This is a genomic window from Streptomyces sp. NPDC046465, assembly GCF_040646035.1.
Lineage (GTDB): Bacteria > Actinomycetota > Actinomycetes > Streptomycetales > Streptomycetaceae > Streptomyces.
Genome location: NZ_JBEYZK010000031.1, coordinates 64,511 through 78,878 on the forward strand (window position 1 = coordinate 64,511; position 14,368 = coordinate 78,878).

Here is a 14,368-nt window from a genome sequence, read left to right on the forward strand (position 1 = left end):
GCAGGAAAGGGATGAATACCAGCAAGTAGCAAGTAGCTATGATGATGCTACCCGTCGGTAATAAGACGCAACCCCCAACCACCCATCTGTGACTCAGTAGGCTTCGCCTCATGTACGGCTACGACCAGAACCCCGGCGCCCAGCAGCAGTACGCTCCGCCGGGTGCGCAGCCGCCGCCGCAGCAGATGCAGGGCATGCCCGGCGGTGGCTACGGCCAGCAGCCTCCGCTCTACCCCGAGCCCTCGCCGCCCTCCCTCGCGGACGCGGTGCGCGCCTTCACGACGGGCTCGATGTCCGCCGAGGACTTCCAGCAGGCCTTCGCCACGTCGAAGGTCTACTGCCCGCGCGGCGACAACCCCGGCTTCCTCGCGCTGCACAACACCCAGCAGCCCGTGATCCCGATGTTCACCTCCCTCAAGGAGCTGCGCCGGTACGCGGGCAAGGACTCCAAGTACTTCGTGATCACCGGCGCGGAGGTCATCGACCTGCTCCCGACCGGGTACGGCTTCGTCCTGGACATGGAGGGCGAGCACCGCATGGTCTTCGACGCGAAGGCCGTGGAGCAGATGGTCGACTTCGCGATGCGCCGCATGTACGGGTGACGGACGCTCCGCTTGTACGGGTGACGGACGCTCCGCTTGTACGGGTGATGGTCCGCACCGGCCGCCGGACGGGGTACGGCGGGTGCCGCAGCGGCAGGTGAACGGGTGACAGACCGGGTTCGGGCCCCGGCCGGACGGGGCCCGTCACCGATGCTCTGACCTATGCCTTCGCCCCTGATCCGGTACCTGATCCCGCGCCTGACCCCGTGCCTGATCCCGTGCCGCGCCACAGCCCTCGTGACCGCCTTCGTGACCACCCTTGCGACCGTCGCCGTGGGCGCGGCGCTGCTCGGCGCCGCCCCGGCGGAGACCTTGGCCCCTGCGGCCCCTGTGGCGGGCGCCGAGACCGCTGCCGACCGCGCCCGCCGCGACTTCCTGGACCACACCCCCAAGGCCGCCGTCATGATCGCCGCCCACCGGGGCCAGTGGCGCAAGGCCCCCGAGAACAGCCTGGCCGCGATCCGGGCGGGCTTCGCGGACGGCGCCGGGATCGTCGAGGTGGACGTCCGCCTCACCAAGGACAAGGTCCCCGTCCTGATGCACGACACGACCGTGGACCGCACCACGGACGGCAAGGGCCGCGTCGCCGACCTCACCCACGCCCAACTGCGCGGCCTGCGCCTTCGCGCGGGCCTCGGGGGTCGCCAGACGCCGCTCACCGGCGAACGGATCCCCACCCTCGCCGAGGCCATGCGGCTCGCCCGCCCGCTCGGCCTCGTCAACCTCGACCAGGCGTGGAAGGACCGCGAGGCCGTCTGGCGGGTCCTTGAGCAGACCGGCACCGTCCGCTACGGCCTCTTCAAGTCGCACGCTCCGGTGCCGGAGGTACGGGCGTTCCTCGACCGCCACCGGGGGGCGCTGTACATGCACCTGGTGGACGACGCCAACGCCGGATCGGTCGCGGAGTTCGGCAAGGGCAGGCCGCCCGCCTTCGAGGTCGTCTTCGACGACGTCCGCGACAAGGTGGCCCAGGGCGCCTTCGTCCGGGGGCTGCGGTCGACCGGCCGCGTGTGGTTCAACACGATGCGGAACGGTTTCTCGGCCAGGTTCACCGACGAGGCGTCGCTGATCTCGCCCGCGCGTGGCTGGGCCAAGCTCATCGCCGACTACGGGGCGACGATCCTGCAGACCGACAACGTCGAGGCGCTCAGGACGTACCTGCGGACGGGCGCCGTGGCCGGGGTGCCGCCCGGCGCCGTACGCGTCCAGGCGGAGAACTACGCCCCCGGCGGCGAGGGCAGGGCCTATCACGACACCGATGCCGGGAACCGGGGCGACGGGCCGGGGCGGCGCGGTGACGGCGTCGACGTGTGCGACCACGACGGGGCGGTGGTGGTCTGCTGGATGCGCGGCTCGGAGTGGCTGACGTACGGAGTGGACGTGCCGAAGGCCGGGCGCTACACGCTCAAGACCCGGGCGTCGTCCCCGTACCTGCCCGCCGGGACCTACCGGATCGCCTACGACGGCGGCAGGCCCGGCAAGGCCGTGCACGTCGCCGACACGACGGCCCACCACGCCTTCACGCTCCAGGACAGCCGTGACCCGCGACAGCTGACCCGTGGCCGCCACACCGTGCGCCTGTCGCTGGACGCGGGTGCGTTCCAGAACTGGAATCTGGACTACCTGCAGCTGGAGCCGGTACGTCCGTGACGCCTACGACCGGATGGTCTGCGGGGACGGTCAAGTCGACGATCAAGATCAAGCCACCCACGCGGCCTTGTGCGCCCTCGTGCGGGCCCGGAGGGAATGTCCTCCGGGCTTCGTTCGTTCAAGTGGCAGAAAGTTCTACGTTCAACTAAAGTGGACGCACAAGGAGGTACCGACCATGCCTGCAGTGACTGTCGAGAACCCGCTGACCCTGCCCCGAGTGGTGGCGCCGGCCGATGCGACGGCGCGCCCCGTGCTCGCCGTGACCACCGCGCCGAGCGGCTTCGAGGGCGAGGGGTTCCCGGTGCGCCGGGCCTTCGCGGGGATCAACTACAAGTACCTCGACCCGTTCATCATGATGGACCAGATGGGCGAGGTGGAGTACGAGGCGGGCGAGCCCAAGGGCACGCCCTGGCACCCGCACCGCGGCTTCGAGACGGTCACGTACCTGATCGACGGCACCTTCATCCACCAGGACTCCAACGGTGGCGGCGGCACGATCCAGAACGGCGACACCCAGTGGATGACGGCGGGCTCCGGCCTGCTGCACATCGAGGCGCCGCCCGAGTCCCTCGTCATGTCCGGCGGCCTCTTCCACGGCCTCCAGCTGTGGGTGAACCTGCCCGCCAAGGACAAGATGATGGACCCCCGCTACCAGGACATCCGCGGCGGCCAGGTCCAGCTGCTCTCCACCCCCGACGGCGGCGCGCTGCTCCGCGTCATCGCCGGTGAGCTCGACGGGCACGAGGGCCCCGGCATCACGCACACGCCGATCACGATGATCCACGCGACGGTGCGGCCCGGCGCCGAGGTGACGCTGCCCTGGCGCGAGGACTTCAACGGACTCGCGTACGTCCTCGCGGGGCGCGGCACGGTGGGTGCGGAGCGCCGCCCGGTCCACCTGGGCCAGACGGCGGTCTTCGGCGCGGGCTCCGCGCTGACCGTCCGCGCGGACGAACGCCAGGACGCGCACGCCCCCGACCTGGAGATCGTGCTGCTCGGCGGCCGTCCCATCCGCGAGCCGATGGCCCACTACGGCCCGTTCGTGATGAACAGCCAGGCCGAGCTGCGCCAGGCCTTCGACGACTTCCAGAAGGGCCTGCTGGGTACGGTGCCGGCGGTGCACGGCATGTAGCGGTACGGGGTGTGCGGCACGTAGCCGTACATAACGCGCGCCGTGGGCGAGCCCGTGTTCGGGTAGGAGGGGTGAGTACCCTCCTGCCCGAGTCCGCGCGGCGTCTCGCCGCCTGGTGTGTCGTCCTTCTCCTCGTCACCGGCGTGGCCGCCGTGGGGGTCTGGCTCTGTGTCACTTTCAAGACAGCCGTGACGCCGGTCCTTCTCGCGCTCCTCGGCACCGCGCTCCTCGGCCCGCTCTACCGGCGGCTGCTCAAGATGAAGGTGCAGCGCTCGCTGGCCGCGGGGCTGACCTGCGCGGCCGTCGTCGCCGTCGTCGGCGGGGCCACGTACATCGTGGTCAAGGCGCTGATCGACAGCGGCGACCAGATCGTCTCGTCCCTCAAGCAGGCCGCCACGGACCTCTCGAAGTACTTCGGGGCCGCGGGCACGTCACTCGACGACATGGCGTCCAACGCCAAGGAGCTCTTCGGGAAGTTCGGCGGGACCGCGGCGTCCGGGGTGATCAGTGGGCTCAGCACCGTCGGCGAGATGATGGCGATGGCCGTCCTCGCGCTGCTCCTCGTCTTCTTCTTCCTGCGCGACTCGGAACGCGCGATGGGCTCCCTGCGCTCGCTCGCCCCCGGCGACAGCGCCGACTCCATCGAGGCGATGGCGCGCCGCGCCTTCGAGGCCATCGAGGGCTTCATGCGCGGCACCACGATCATCGCGTTCATCGACGCCCTCTGCATCACGGTGGGGCTGCTGATCCTCGGCGTGCCCGGTGCGTGGGGCCTCGGCGCGCTGGTCTTCGTCGGCGCCTACATCCCCTACCTGGGCGCGTTCCTGTCCGGCGCGGTGGCGGTCCTGGTCGCCCTCGCGGACCGGGGCTTCGCGATCGCCCTGTGGACGCTCGGCGTCGTCCTCGCCGTGCAGGTCCTCGAAGGCCACATCCTGCAGCCGATGATCCAGAGCCGCACCGTGCAGATGCATCCGGCGGTGGTGATGCTGGCGATCACGGCGGGCGCGTCGGTGGCGGGCATCCTCGGCATGCTGCTCGCGGTCCCGCTGACGGCAGCGGCATTCGGCATCGCTTCGGAGCTGCGGGGGCGGTACGCGGGGGCGACGTAGCGTCCCGCCGCGGTCGGCCGCGGGTCACCTGTGGCTGGTCGCGCAGTTCCCCGCGCCCCTGAAAGACCTCCGGGGCGCCCCCGCCAGGGGCGCGAGGAACTGCGCGCTCAGCCACACCCGACCGGCACCCGGTCAGAGACGCTCAGCCCGCCAGGGGCGCGGGGAACTGCGCGACAAGCCACCGACCACCCGCACCCGACCAGATACGGCCAGCCCCCTACTCCGCCCCACCGCCGGAGGCCCCCGCGTCCTCGTACAGTTCGAACCAGATGCTCTTGCCGTCGCCTCGCGGGTCCACTCCCCATGCCCCGGCAAGCAGCTCCATCAGGACCAGGCCCCGGCCCGACGAGGCCAGTTCGCCGGGGTGGCGGCGGTGGGGGAGGTCGTCGCTGCCGTCCGCCACCTCCGCACGCAGGCGGCGCGCGCCGGGTTCGCCGGTGACCTCGGCGACCAGGAGCGCGTCGCCGTCCGTGTGGACGAGGACGTTGGTGAGCATCTCGGAGACCATCAGGACCGCCGAGTCGACCTGGTCGTCGTCCGCCCAGTCGTGCAGCAGGTCCCGCAGGTGGCGGCGGGCCCCCGCGACCCGCTCCGGTTCGGCCTGGGCGACGGTCAGGACGGTGCGGCGGGCGTCCGTGCGCTGTTCGGGGCGGCCCGCCCGGCTGAGCAGCAGCACCGCTATGTCGTCCTCCCTGCGGTCCGCGAGCGGGCCCGTGGTGTGGTGCGACGACGGCCCGTGCACGGCCTGTACGAGCGAGTCCGCGAGCTGTTCGAGGGCGTCGGGCTCGTCCTGCCCGGGGTACTCCTCCAGGATCGCCCTGATCCGCGACCAGCCGCTGTCCAGGTCGTGGCCGCCGGTCTCGATGAGCCCGTCGGTGCAGATCAGCATGGTCTCGCCGGGTTCCAGGACGAGCCGGGTGGTGGGGTAGTCCGCGTCCGGGTCGATGCCGAGCGGCAGGCCCCCCGCGGTGGGGCGCAGCAGTACCGTTCCGTCGCTCATGCGTATCGCGGGCTCCGGATGCCCCGCGCGGCCGATCTCCAGGACGCCCGTCGCCGGGTCGGCCTCCACGTACAGGCAGGTCGCGAAGCGCGGGTCGTACTCCGTGGCGTGGTCGTCGCCCGTGCCGCTCGACCCGTAGGTGATGGACTCCGTGATCCCGGAGAGGAAGCGGGTGGCGCGGGACAGCACCGCGTCCGGGCGGTGCCCCTCGGAGGCGTATGCGCGCAGGGCGATCCGCAGCTGCCCCATCAGGCCCGCCGCCCGCACGTCATGCCCCTGCACGTCGCCGATGACGAAGGCGATGCGGCCGCTGGGCAGCGGAATCATGTCGTACCAGTCGCCGCCGACCTGCAGCCCACCGCCGGTCGGCACATAGCGGGCGGCCACGCTCATCCCCGGGATCTGCGGGCCCAGCATCGGCAGCATCGAGCGCTGCAGGCCCTCCGTCAGCTCCCGCTCGGACTCCGCGACCCCGGCCCGCGAGAGGGCCTGCGCCAGCATCCGCGCGACCGTCGTCAGGACGGAGCGCTCGTCGGGCGTGAAGGAGACGGGATACGTGAACGCCGCCATCCACGTGCCCATCGTGCGTCCCGCGACGGTCAGCGGCAGGAACGCCCACGACTGCCGCTCGAAACGGCTGGCCAGCGGCCACGCGGCGGGATAGCGCCTGCGGTAGTCCTCCGGCGTGGAGAGGTAGACGGCCCGGCCGGTGCGGACCACTTCGGCGGCCGGATAGTCGGTGTCCAGGGGCATCGCCGAGAAGGGGCCGTCGTCACCGGGCTGGTGGCCGTGGTGCCCGATGATCGTCAGCCGTTCGCCCTCGACCCCGAAGACCGCGAGGCCGTCCGGCGAGAACCCCGGCATGGAGAGCCCCGCGGCGACCCTGAGCACTTCCTCCGTGGATCGCGCCTCGGCGAGCGCGCGGCCCGCGTCCAGCAGGAACGCCTCACGGGAGCGGCGCCAGTCGCCCGTGACCGGCGTGCGCGCGGCGCTCCCAGGGCCGGGGTCCGTGACCTCCTGCAGGGTGCCGATCAGCTCGTACGCCTCGGTCGTCCCGTGCATCACGGGCTTGGAGCGGCTGCGGACGACCCGAAGGACCCGCCGCCCCGTATCGTCCATGATCCGGAGGCGGGCCTCGGCGAGGGTGCCCTCGGCGACGGCGAGCTGGACGGTGCCGTAGATCTCGTTCCAGTCGACCGGGTGGAAGCGGGAGCGCACGCCCGCCTCGGAGAGGGTCTGGGCGCGGGCGGGCAGCCCGAGGAGCCGGGCCGCCTCGGCGTCGAGCGTGACGGTCCCGGAGGCGTTGTCCCAGCGCCACAGTCCGGTCGCGATGGCCGTCAGGACGTCCCGTACGGGTGGCAGGGAGTCGTCCCCCACCGGTGGCAGGGGATCGTCGGTGCGCATTGACCCACTTTAGGAAGATGTACACCCGCGCCGCCACCGAGCCCCGTCGTATCCGGCCCTCAGGCGGATGGCTTCCAGGGAGCCGGTGGGTGGCTCCCAGGGACCTCCCGCGCCACCTCCCGCGAATATCCGGAAAGCGATCTTCGCCCGGACGGTAGCCTTGGGGCCTGTCGGCTCTCTCCCCTATTCGCGAAGACTGGATGAACGACGATGCATCGGTACAGGTCCCACACCTGCGGCGAGCTCCGCGCCTCTGACGTCGGCACCGACGTCCGGCTGAGCGGCTGGCTGCACAATCGCCGAGACCTGGGCGGCATTCTCTTCATCGATCTCCGCGATCACTACGGGATCACGCAGCTGGTGGCCCGTCCGGGCACCAAGGCCGCCGAGGTCCTGGACAAGCTGTCCAAGGAGACCGTCGTCCGCGTCGACGGCAAGGTCGTCTCGCGCGGCACGGACAACGTGAACGCGGAGCTGCCGACCGGCGAGGTCGAGATCGAGGCCGCCGAGGTCGAGGTGCTCGGCGCGGCGGGCCCGCTGCCCTTCACGATCAACGCCGAGGACGGTGTGAACGAGGAGCGCCGCCTGGAGTACCGCTTCCTCGACCTGCGCCGCGAGCGCATGCACCGCAACATCATGCTGCGCTCCGCCGTCATCGCCTCCATCCGCTCCAAGATGGTGGCCCTCGGCTTCAACGAGATGGCGACGCCGATCCTCACCGCGACCTCCCCCGAGGGCGCGCGCGACTTCGTCGTCCCCTCCCGCCTGAACCCCGGCAAGTTCTACGCGCTGCCGCAGGCCCCGCAGCAGTTCAAGCAGCTGCTCATGATCTCGGGCTTCGACCGGTACTTCCAGATCGCGCCGTGCTTCCGCGACGAGGACGCCCGCGCGGACCGCTCGCCGGGCGAGTTCTACCAGCTCGACGTCGAGATGAGCTTCGTGGAGCAGGAAGACGTCTTCCAGCCCATCGAGAAGCTGATGACCGAGCTCTTCACGGAGTTCGGCGGTGGCCGCGAGGTGACGTCGCCCTTCCCGCGCATCCCGTTCCGCGAGTCGATGCTGAAGTACGGCAACGACAAGCCCGACCTGCGCGCCAAGCTCGAACTGCACGACATCACGGACATCTTCGAGGGCTCGGAGTTCAAGGCCTTCGCGGGCAAGCACGTCCGCGCCCTTCCGGTCCCGGACACGGCCTCGCAGTCCCGCAAGTTCTTCGACGGCCTCGGTGACTACGCGGTCGAGCAGGGCGCGAAGGGCCTGGCCTGGGTGCGCGTCGCCGAGGACGGTTCGCTGACGGGCCCGATCGCGAAGTTCCTGACGGAGGGGAACATCGAGGAGCTGACCAAGCGCCTCTCCCTCGTCCCCGGCCACGCGGTGTTCTTCGGCGCGGGCGAGTTCGACGAGGTCTCGAAGATCATGTCCGCCGTCCGCGTCGAGGCCGCCAAGCGCGCGGGCCACTTCGAGGAGGGCGTCTTCCGCTTCTGCTGGATCGTCGACTTCCCGATGTACGAGAAGGACGAGGAGACGGGTCGCGTCGACTTCTCGCACAACCCCTTCTCGATGCCGCAGGGCGGCATGAAGGACCTGGAGGAGAAGGACCCGCTCGACATCCTCGCCTGGCAGTACGACATCGTCTGCAACGGCATCGAGCTCTCCTCGGGCGCCATCCGTAACCACGAGCCCGAGGTCATGCTCAAGGCCTTCGAGATCGCGGGGTACGACGCGGAGACCGTGGAGCACGAGTTCAAGGGCATGCTGAAGGCCTTCCGCCTCGGCGCCCCGCCGCACGGTGGCATCGCCCCCGGCGTCGACCGCATCGTCATGCTCCTCGCGGACGAGCCGAACATCCGCGAGACCATCGCCTTCCCGCTCAACGGCAACGCGCAGGACCTGATGATGGGCGCGCCGACGGAGCTGGACGAGTCGCGTCTGCGGGAGCTCAACATCTCGCTGCGGAAGCCTGCGGCGCAGTAGCGGGTTCCCCCCTCGGCGGGGGGCCGTTGACGTCGAAGCCCCCGGAACCTCTGGTTCCGGGGGCTTTTCTTCGTTGTCGGGTGCGGGTGGGTTGTGGCTGAGCGCGCAGTTCCTCGCGCCCCTACGCGGCGTGCGTGGGGGAGGAGTTGGCCTCTGCCTCGGCCCACTCCGTCACGAGCTGCTCGTACACGAGCCGCTCGTCGGGGCGGAGGCGTCCGCCGGCGCGCAGCCACAGCGCACGGATGTCCTCGTTGACCTCGTCGGCGGTGCGTCGCCGGTCGGGGGAGTGAGTCGTGGCCATGTCGTGAAGCTTACGTACGCAGGTGTGAAGGCGGCGTCAATTTAAGCCGTCTCCCCGCATGACTTAGCTCACCGTGATGGTTGGCAACCGTTTCAGTGGGCAGCCGCACCGAGCCGGACCTGTAGGCCGTCGAGAACGCGCTGTAGCCCGTAGTCGAAGGTGCTCTCGCGCTCCCCTTCCGGGTCCCCGGCGTGCGCCCCGCGCTCCCCGCCCTCCCCCTCGGCCCGCAGGCTCTCCGTGAACTCCCGCTCCGACCTGCCGCTTCGGGCGATCAGTGAGAGATAGGCGGCCTCGCTGGTGGCCATCCCGATGACGTACGAGAGGACGGTGCTGAGAGCCAGTTCGGTTTCGTCTGCGGGGAATCCGGCCGTCCGGTACACGGCGGCCATGCGCTCCGACATCTTCGTCACGTTCGGTCCGAGGTGGATGAGGCCGACCTGGCCGAGCACGGAGGCGACCCAGGGGTGGCGCAGAATCATCGCTCGCAGGCTGTAGGCGCTGCGCGCGGCGGCGTCCCGCCAGTCGTCGGGGCCCTCCGCGGTGGGCACGGCCAACTCGCCGTACACCTCGTCGACGACCAGCTCGATCAGCTCGTCCTTATTGGCGACGTGCCGGTAGAGCGAGGTCGCGCCGGCGTCGAGCCGGGTGCCGAGCTTGCGCATGCTGAGGGCTTCGAGCCCCTCCGCGTCAAGGAGACGCACGGCCTCTCCGACGATCTGCTCCCGGCTGAGCTGCTCGCGCTGCTTGCGGGGGCGGGTCCAGACGGAGGCGATCGGCTTCTCGGCGGCAGGCATGGGGTCTCCTTGGGCTCTTGCGCGGTCCGTTGCTGGCAATCGCTATCAGTCGCTGTCAGTCGCTGTCAGTCGCTGTCAATCGATCCGACCTCACCGTAGCGCACGCCGTACGCAACTTGCGTACGCGGTTTTTCAGTGCGTACAGTGTTCGCAACGAGAGCACGACGTACGCATGATGACGCACGCACCACGTATCGCCTCGAAGGAGCCCCCATGTCGGAGAACCCGAGCGCCACCTTGACGAAGTTCGACAGCGCGCACTGGCAGGCGCGGTTCGATGAACTGCGCGCCGCCCACCACGTGCCGGGGGCCGCGCTCGCGGTGCTGGTCGACGGGGAGTTGCACGAGCTGGCGAGTGGTGTGCTGCACCGTGGAACGGGCGTGGCGGTCACCACGGACTCGGTGTTCCAGTCCGGTTCGATCGCCAAGGTCTACACCGCGACGCTCATCATGCGCCTCGCCGACTCCGGTGAACTCGACCTGGACGCCCCGGTGAAGGACATCGTCCCGGAGTTCGCCACGGCCGACGACGAGGCGACGCGCACGATCACCACTCGCCAACTGCTCTCCCACACCTCAGGGTTGACCTGCGACTTCACTTACGACGCGGGGCGCGGCGACGACTGCCTGGCCCGGTACGTCGAGGCCGCCAAGGAGGTCGCCCTGGACTGCCGTCCCGACACCGCCGTCTCCTACAGCAGCCTCGGCTACAACGTCCTCGGCCGGATCATCGAGGTCCTGACCGGCCAGACCTGGGACGCGGCCCTGAAGGACCACCTCTTCACGCCGCTCGGCCTCGAACGCTCCATGACGCTGCCCGAGGAGGCCCTCTCGTACCGCGTCGCGATGAGCCACCTCGGGGAGCCGGGCCAGTACCCGGACCCGGCCCCCGCCTGGGACCTGATGCCCCGCTCGGCGGGCCCCTACGGGAGAGTCCTGGTCTCCGCCGGTGACGTAGCCCGGCTGGCCCGCATGCACCTCGACGGCGGCACGGGGCCCGACGGGACACGGCTCCTCAGCGCCGGAGCGGTCGCCGACATGCAGCGCCGCGTGGTCGACGTGCCCGACAAGTGGACGGTCAGCGCGGACGGTTGGGGCCTCGGCTGGACCCTCTACAACTGGGACGGCATCGCGGGCTACGGCCACGACGGTGCCGCGATCGGCCAGTACGGGTATCTGCGCGTGGTCCCCGAGGCGGGCGTGGCCGTCGTGCTGCTCACCAACGGCGGCGGCGCGCGCGAGCTCTACGCGGCGCTCTTCCGGGAGCTGCTCGGCGACCTGGCGGGCGTACGGATGCCGGATGCTTTCGAACCGCCCGCGCAGGCGCCGGAGGTGGACTTCTCCCGTTACGTCGGCACGTACAAGCGGGCCGGTGTCGTCATCACCGTCTCCGAGCGGGACGGCGCACCGCACCTGGTCTACGAGTTCGTGGACGGCATGAAGGACTTCTCGCCGCCGCTGGACGTCGACCTGTACGCGGTGACGGAGTCGGCGTTCGCGGGGACGGGCGCGGGGGCGTCCTTCAGCGAGGGCTACATGCCGGTGGTGTTCGCGACGCTGGATGACGGCACGGAGTGCTGCTACATCGGGATGCGGGTGGCACCGAAGGTGCCGTGAGACGGGTTCCCTTCCGGGGCCGGGGCCGGGGCCTCTACAGCATTCCCCCGGTGGCGGAGATGGTCTGGCCCGTGATCCAGCCGGAGTCCGGACCGGCCAGGAAGGCGACGATGCCGGCGATGTCGTCGCCGGTGCCGAGGCGGCCGAGCACGGTGTTGCGGGCTGCGCGTTCGAGGAGTCGCGGAGGCAGGGACTGCCGCAGCATCTCGGTGTCGGTGGCGCCGGGGGCCACGCAGTTCACCGTGATGCGGCGCGGCCCGAGCTCCTGGGCCGCCACCGCGGTGAACTGTTCGACGGCTGCCTTGCTGGCGGCGTACACGGCGTTCCCCGGCGTGGGGCGGCGTACGCCGATGGAGGACATGGTGATGACGCGCCCGCCGTCACGCAGCCGGGTGGAGGCATGCTGGAGGGCGAGGAAGGTGCCTTTCGTGTTGACGGCCATCACGCGGTCGTACGTCTCCTCGCTCGCCTCCTCGATGCGCGCGTGGGGAAGCCAGACCGCCGCGTTGGCGACCAGGACGTCGAGAGCGCCGGTCGCACGCTCCGCCTCCGCGAACAGTTCGGCGACCTCGGCGGAGTCGGCGAGGTCGGCGCGGACCGGATGGGCCCCGGTGGCGGCGGCGACGCCCTTGGCCGCCTCCTCGGCCCGGTGGTAGCCGAAGACCACCCGGGCCCCGTCGGTGGTGAGCCGCTCCACGATCGCCCGGCCAATACCGCGTGAGCCACCCGTGACCAGCACGGTACGTCCCGTCAGGCTTCCCATGAGACCCCGTTTGGTTACAATGCGTCGAAAACTCATTGCATAGAGTAGCATTCCTGAGGCCTTGGCAATCAGCGGTGGGGAAGCGCGAGTTGAGCGATCGACGGATGAGCAGCTCGGAGGTCCGGGCCGTGCTCGTGGACGCCGTACGGGAGTTGCGTCCCGAGTTCGCCGAGGTGCAGTTCACCGGCGACGAGCACCTCAGCGCCGAGCTGGGGCTGGACTCGGTGGCCCGGGTGGAACTGCTGGTGGTGCTGGAGGAGGAGTTCGGGATCGAGGACGAGGTGGACCCGAGGATCTTCATGACGCCCGCGACCATCGACGCCCTTGTGGAGCAGCTGGCGACCGCCGAGGACGTCTGCCCGTGAACACCGGAGCGGCGGTCGTCGCCCCGGCCCGGGAAGACGAGCCGGACGCCGAACACGGCGGGCAGTGCCCGATGGGCGGGGAGCGGGTGTACCTCGCGGGCTCGGAGATGGCGGAGCGGTTCTTCGGTGCCGGGGACGACGAACTGTCCCACGCGGAGGGCTGGGACGCCGTCTTCGGCGGGAGGTTCGGCCGCGGCGTCCTCAACCTTGACGGCGACCGGCACCGCGCCTACCGCCAGGCGCTCCTGCCCCTGCTGCGCCGCAGCGCGCTGACGGCCCATCAGGAGACCATCACGGAACTGCTGGCGTGCGCCATGCGATCGCTGGCCGTGGGTACGCCGGTGGACCTGCACGTCTTCACCCAGACCCTGACCTTCAGAGTGGCGGCGCGGGTGTTCGCCGGGATGGACGAGCACGAGGCCGATGAACTTCTCACCCTTTTCGGCGAGTTGCGGACGCCGCCCGCCGGGGAGCTCGGTACGCCCGGCGGCAATCACGCCGCGCGGCGAGTGGGCCGCGCGCGGCGTCGGGTGCGCGAGCTGCTGCGCGGCGCCGTCCGCCGTCTCGAGCACACCGACGGGCCGGTGAGGCGGCTGCGTGCGCTGCCCGATCCGCCCCCGGACGATGTGATCGGTGAGAACATCGCCATCCTGATCCTCGCGGGGTACGAGACCACGGGCTACCTCAGTGCCCGGCTGCTGTGGCAGCTGGCCCGCCATCCGCAGGAACAGGAGGCGGTACGCGGGGAACCGGGCGACCCGGCGACCGCGCCGCGGCTGGACGCGGTCTTCAGCGAGACCGCCCGTCTGCACCCACCGCTCGCGTGGCTGCCCCGCAGGGCACGGACCGACCTCGGCTTCGGCGGCACGGAGATCTCGGCCGGCACCGAGGTCTTCTACTCGGTCTCGGAAACCCAGCGCGATCCCGAAGTGTTCGACGCCCCGCACGCGTTCCAGCCGCGGCGGTTCGCCGAGGGCGAGCGGCACGGCCGCTTCGCATTGACGCCGTTCGGCGCCGGCCGGCGGATCTGCGCCGGGATCCACCTCGGCACGCTGGAGACGAAGCTGATCGTCTCGAACATCGTGCGGGCCTTCCGCCTCAGCGCGCCGGAAGGCCCCTACATCGGCGATGTCTCCCACAACGGCTCCACCGTTGCCCCCGCCGCGCCGCTCCTGGCCCGGCTCGACCGGATCTCTGGATGACCATGCGGACGCTCGCCTGTTCCACGCTCTGCGACGCGGTACGCGCGCTCGGCCCCGACGTGTCGGTGGCCTACCCGCGCACCGGCGAACGCCTGGGCGCCGCCGACCTCGACACCGCGTCAGCGCGATTCGCACACCGCCTGGTGGAAGCCGGGGTACGCCCCGGAGAGGTCGTCGGCCTGTTGGCGCTGACGGGCCCACAGGTCCTGGTCGGGCTCCTGGGAATCGTCCGTGCCGGTGCCGCGGCCAGCATGTTCCCGACCACCGCCGGTACGCCCGAGCGCGAGGCCGAGCGGCTGGCTCCCGCGATCGACACCGCCGGGATGCGGCACCTGGTGGTGCACCCGGACTGCGTCGGCACGGCACGGGCTCTCCAGGGCCTGCGCCCCGCCCTCACCGTAGTGGCGGCGGAGGGGCCCGCCGCCCCCATCCCCATCCCCTCCCCCTCCCGCTCC

General features: G+C 70.9%; 13 protein-coding genes. 9 read left to right on the top strand and 4 right to left on the bottom strand.

What is annotated here, in order from left to right:
• Positions 1 to 110 precede the first annotated feature (110 nt).
• From ABZ953_RS34880 to ABZ953_RS34895, 4 genes are all read left to right on the top strand, one after another.
• Positions 111 to 602: an SseB family protein gene (locus tag ABZ953_RS34880; protein ID WP_055563227.1), complete on the top strand. Its 492-nt coding sequence runs from the start codon at positions 111 to 113 to the stop codon at positions 600 to 602.
• Between the two features lie 162 nt (positions 603 to 764).
• Positions 765 to 2,252 carry a glycerophosphodiester phosphodiesterase family protein gene (locus tag ABZ953_RS34885; protein WP_361732730.1) on the top strand — a complete coding sequence of 496 codons (1,488 nt, stop codon included), beginning with the start codon at positions 765 to 767 and terminating at the stop codon, positions 2,250 to 2,252.
• 175 nt (positions 2,253 to 2,427) lie between these two features.
• Positions 2,428 to 3,384: a pirin family protein gene (locus tag ABZ953_RS34890; protein ID WP_361732732.1), complete on the top strand. Its 957-nt coding sequence runs from the start codon at positions 2,428 to 2,430 to the stop codon at positions 3,382 to 3,384.
• A 71-nt stretch (positions 3,385 to 3,455) separates the two neighbouring features.
• Positions 3,456 to 4,493, top strand: coding sequence for an AI-2E family transporter (locus ABZ953_RS34895; protein ID WP_361732734.1), 1,038 nt, complete (start codon positions 3,456 to 3,458; stop codon positions 4,491 to 4,493).
• A 217-nt stretch (positions 4,494 to 4,710) separates the two neighbouring features.
• On the opposite strand, the gene ABZ953_RS34900 is transcribed toward ABZ953_RS34895, so the two are convergent.
• Positions 4,711 to 6,897 (bottom strand): SpoIIE family protein phosphatase, encoded by a 2,187-nt coding sequence (locus tag ABZ953_RS34900; RefSeq protein ID WP_361732736.1) that lies wholly within the window; start codon positions 6,895 to 6,897, stop codon positions 4,711 to 4,713.
• A 210-nt stretch (positions 6,898 to 7,107) separates the two neighbouring features.
• Between ABZ953_RS34900 and aspS the strand changes: the two genes are divergently transcribed.
• Positions 7,108 to 8,871, top strand: a complete 1,764-nt coding sequence (gene aspS / locus ABZ953_RS34905) for an aspartate--tRNA ligase (protein ID WP_361732738.1) — start codon at positions 7,108 to 7,110, stop codon at positions 8,869 to 8,871.
• 121 nt (positions 8,872 to 8,992) lie between these two features.
• Here the strand turns inward: aspS and ABZ953_RS34910 are convergent, their stop codons facing one another.
• Positions 8,993 to 9,172 carry a hypothetical protein gene (locus ABZ953_RS34910; RefSeq protein ID WP_361732740.1) on the bottom strand — a complete coding sequence of 60 codons (180 nt, stop codon included), beginning with the start codon at positions 9,170 to 9,172 and terminating at the stop codon, positions 8,993 to 8,995.
• Between the two features lie 92 nt (positions 9,173 to 9,264).
• The gene (locus ABZ953_RS34915) at positions 9,265 to 9,966 is read right to left on the bottom strand and encodes a TetR/AcrR family transcriptional regulator (protein WP_361732741.1); all 702 of its coding nucleotides are present in this window, start codon (positions 9,964 to 9,966) and stop codon (positions 9,265 to 9,267) included.
• Between the two features lie 213 nt (positions 9,967 to 10,179).
• Between ABZ953_RS34915 and ABZ953_RS34920 the strand changes: the two genes are divergently transcribed.
• Positions 10,180 to 11,583, top strand: coding sequence for a serine hydrolase domain-containing protein (locus ABZ953_RS34920; protein ID WP_361732743.1), 1,404 nt, complete (start codon positions 10,180 to 10,182; stop codon positions 11,581 to 11,583).
• A 34-nt stretch (positions 11,584 to 11,617) separates the two neighbouring features.
• Here ABZ953_RS34920 and ABZ953_RS34925 read toward each other — a convergent pair whose 3' ends face one another.
• On the bottom strand, positions 11,618 to 12,346 hold the full coding sequence (locus ABZ953_RS34925) for an SDR family oxidoreductase (RefSeq protein ID WP_361732745.1): 729 nt from the start codon (positions 12,344 to 12,346) through the stop codon (positions 11,618 to 11,620).
• Between the two features lie 104 nt (positions 12,347 to 12,450).
• Here ABZ953_RS34925 and ABZ953_RS34930 point away from each other — a divergent pair, with 104 nt between their 5' ends.
• The 3 genes from ABZ953_RS34930 to ABZ953_RS34940 form a co-directional block, all read left to right on the top strand.
• Positions 12,451 to 12,711, top strand: coding sequence for a phosphopantetheine-binding protein (locus tag ABZ953_RS34930; protein WP_361732747.1), 261 nt, complete (start codon positions 12,451 to 12,453; stop codon positions 12,709 to 12,711).
• Positions 12,708 to 13,913 (top strand): cytochrome P450, encoded by a 1,206-nt coding sequence (locus tag ABZ953_RS34935; RefSeq protein ID WP_361732749.1) that lies wholly within the window; start codon positions 12,708 to 12,710, stop codon positions 13,911 to 13,913. The genes ABZ953_RS34930 and ABZ953_RS34935 overlap by 4 nt, the downstream gene beginning before the upstream one ends.
• On the top strand, positions 13,910 to 14,368 hold a 459-nt coding region (locus ABZ953_RS34940), incomplete at its 3' end, for an AMP-binding protein (RefSeq protein ID WP_361732750.1). The genes ABZ953_RS34935 and ABZ953_RS34940, both read left to right, overlap by 4 nt.

What these genes read in the sequence shown, in the direction of transcription:
- ABZ953_RS34900 (WP_361732736.1), bottom strand. Translation starts at nt 6,897, where the DNA reads ATGCGCACCGACGATCCCCTGCCACCGGTGGGGGACGACTCCCTGCCA.
- ABZ953_RS34885 (WP_361732730.1), top strand. Translation starts at nt 765, where the DNA reads ATGCCTTCGCCCCTGATCCGGTACCTGATCCCGCGCCTGACCCCGTGC.
- ABZ953_RS34915 (WP_361732741.1), bottom strand. Translation starts at nt 9,966, where the DNA reads ATGCCTGCCGCCGAGAAGCCGATCGCCTCCGTCTGGACCCGCCCCCGC.
- aspS (WP_361732738.1), top strand. Translation starts at nt 7,108, where the DNA reads ATGCATCGGTACAGGTCCCACACCTGCGGCGAGCTCCGCGCCTCTGAC.
- ABZ953_RS34890 (WP_361732732.1), top strand. Translation starts at nt 2,428, where the DNA reads ATGCCTGCAGTGACTGTCGAGAACCCGCTGACCCTGCCCCGAGTGGTG.
- ABZ953_RS34920 (WP_361732743.1), top strand. Translation starts at nt 10,180, where the DNA reads ATGTCGGAGAACCCGAGCGCCACCTTGACGAAGTTCGACAGCGCGCAC.
- ABZ953_RS34930 (WP_361732747.1), top strand. Translation starts at nt 12,451, where the DNA reads ATGAGCAGCTCGGAGGTCCGGGCCGTGCTCGTGGACGCCGTACGGGAG.
- ABZ953_RS34910 (WP_361732740.1), bottom strand. Translation starts at nt 9,172, where the DNA reads ATGGCCACGACTCACTCCCCCGACCGGCGACGCACCGCCGACGAGGTC.
- ABZ953_RS34925 (WP_361732745.1), bottom strand. Translation starts at nt 12,346, where the DNA reads ATGGGAAGCCTGACGGGACGTACCGTGCTGGTCACGGGTGGCTCACGC.
- ABZ953_RS34880 (WP_055563227.1), top strand. Translation starts at nt 111, where the DNA reads ATGTACGGCTACGACCAGAACCCCGGCGCCCAGCAGCAGTACGCTCCG.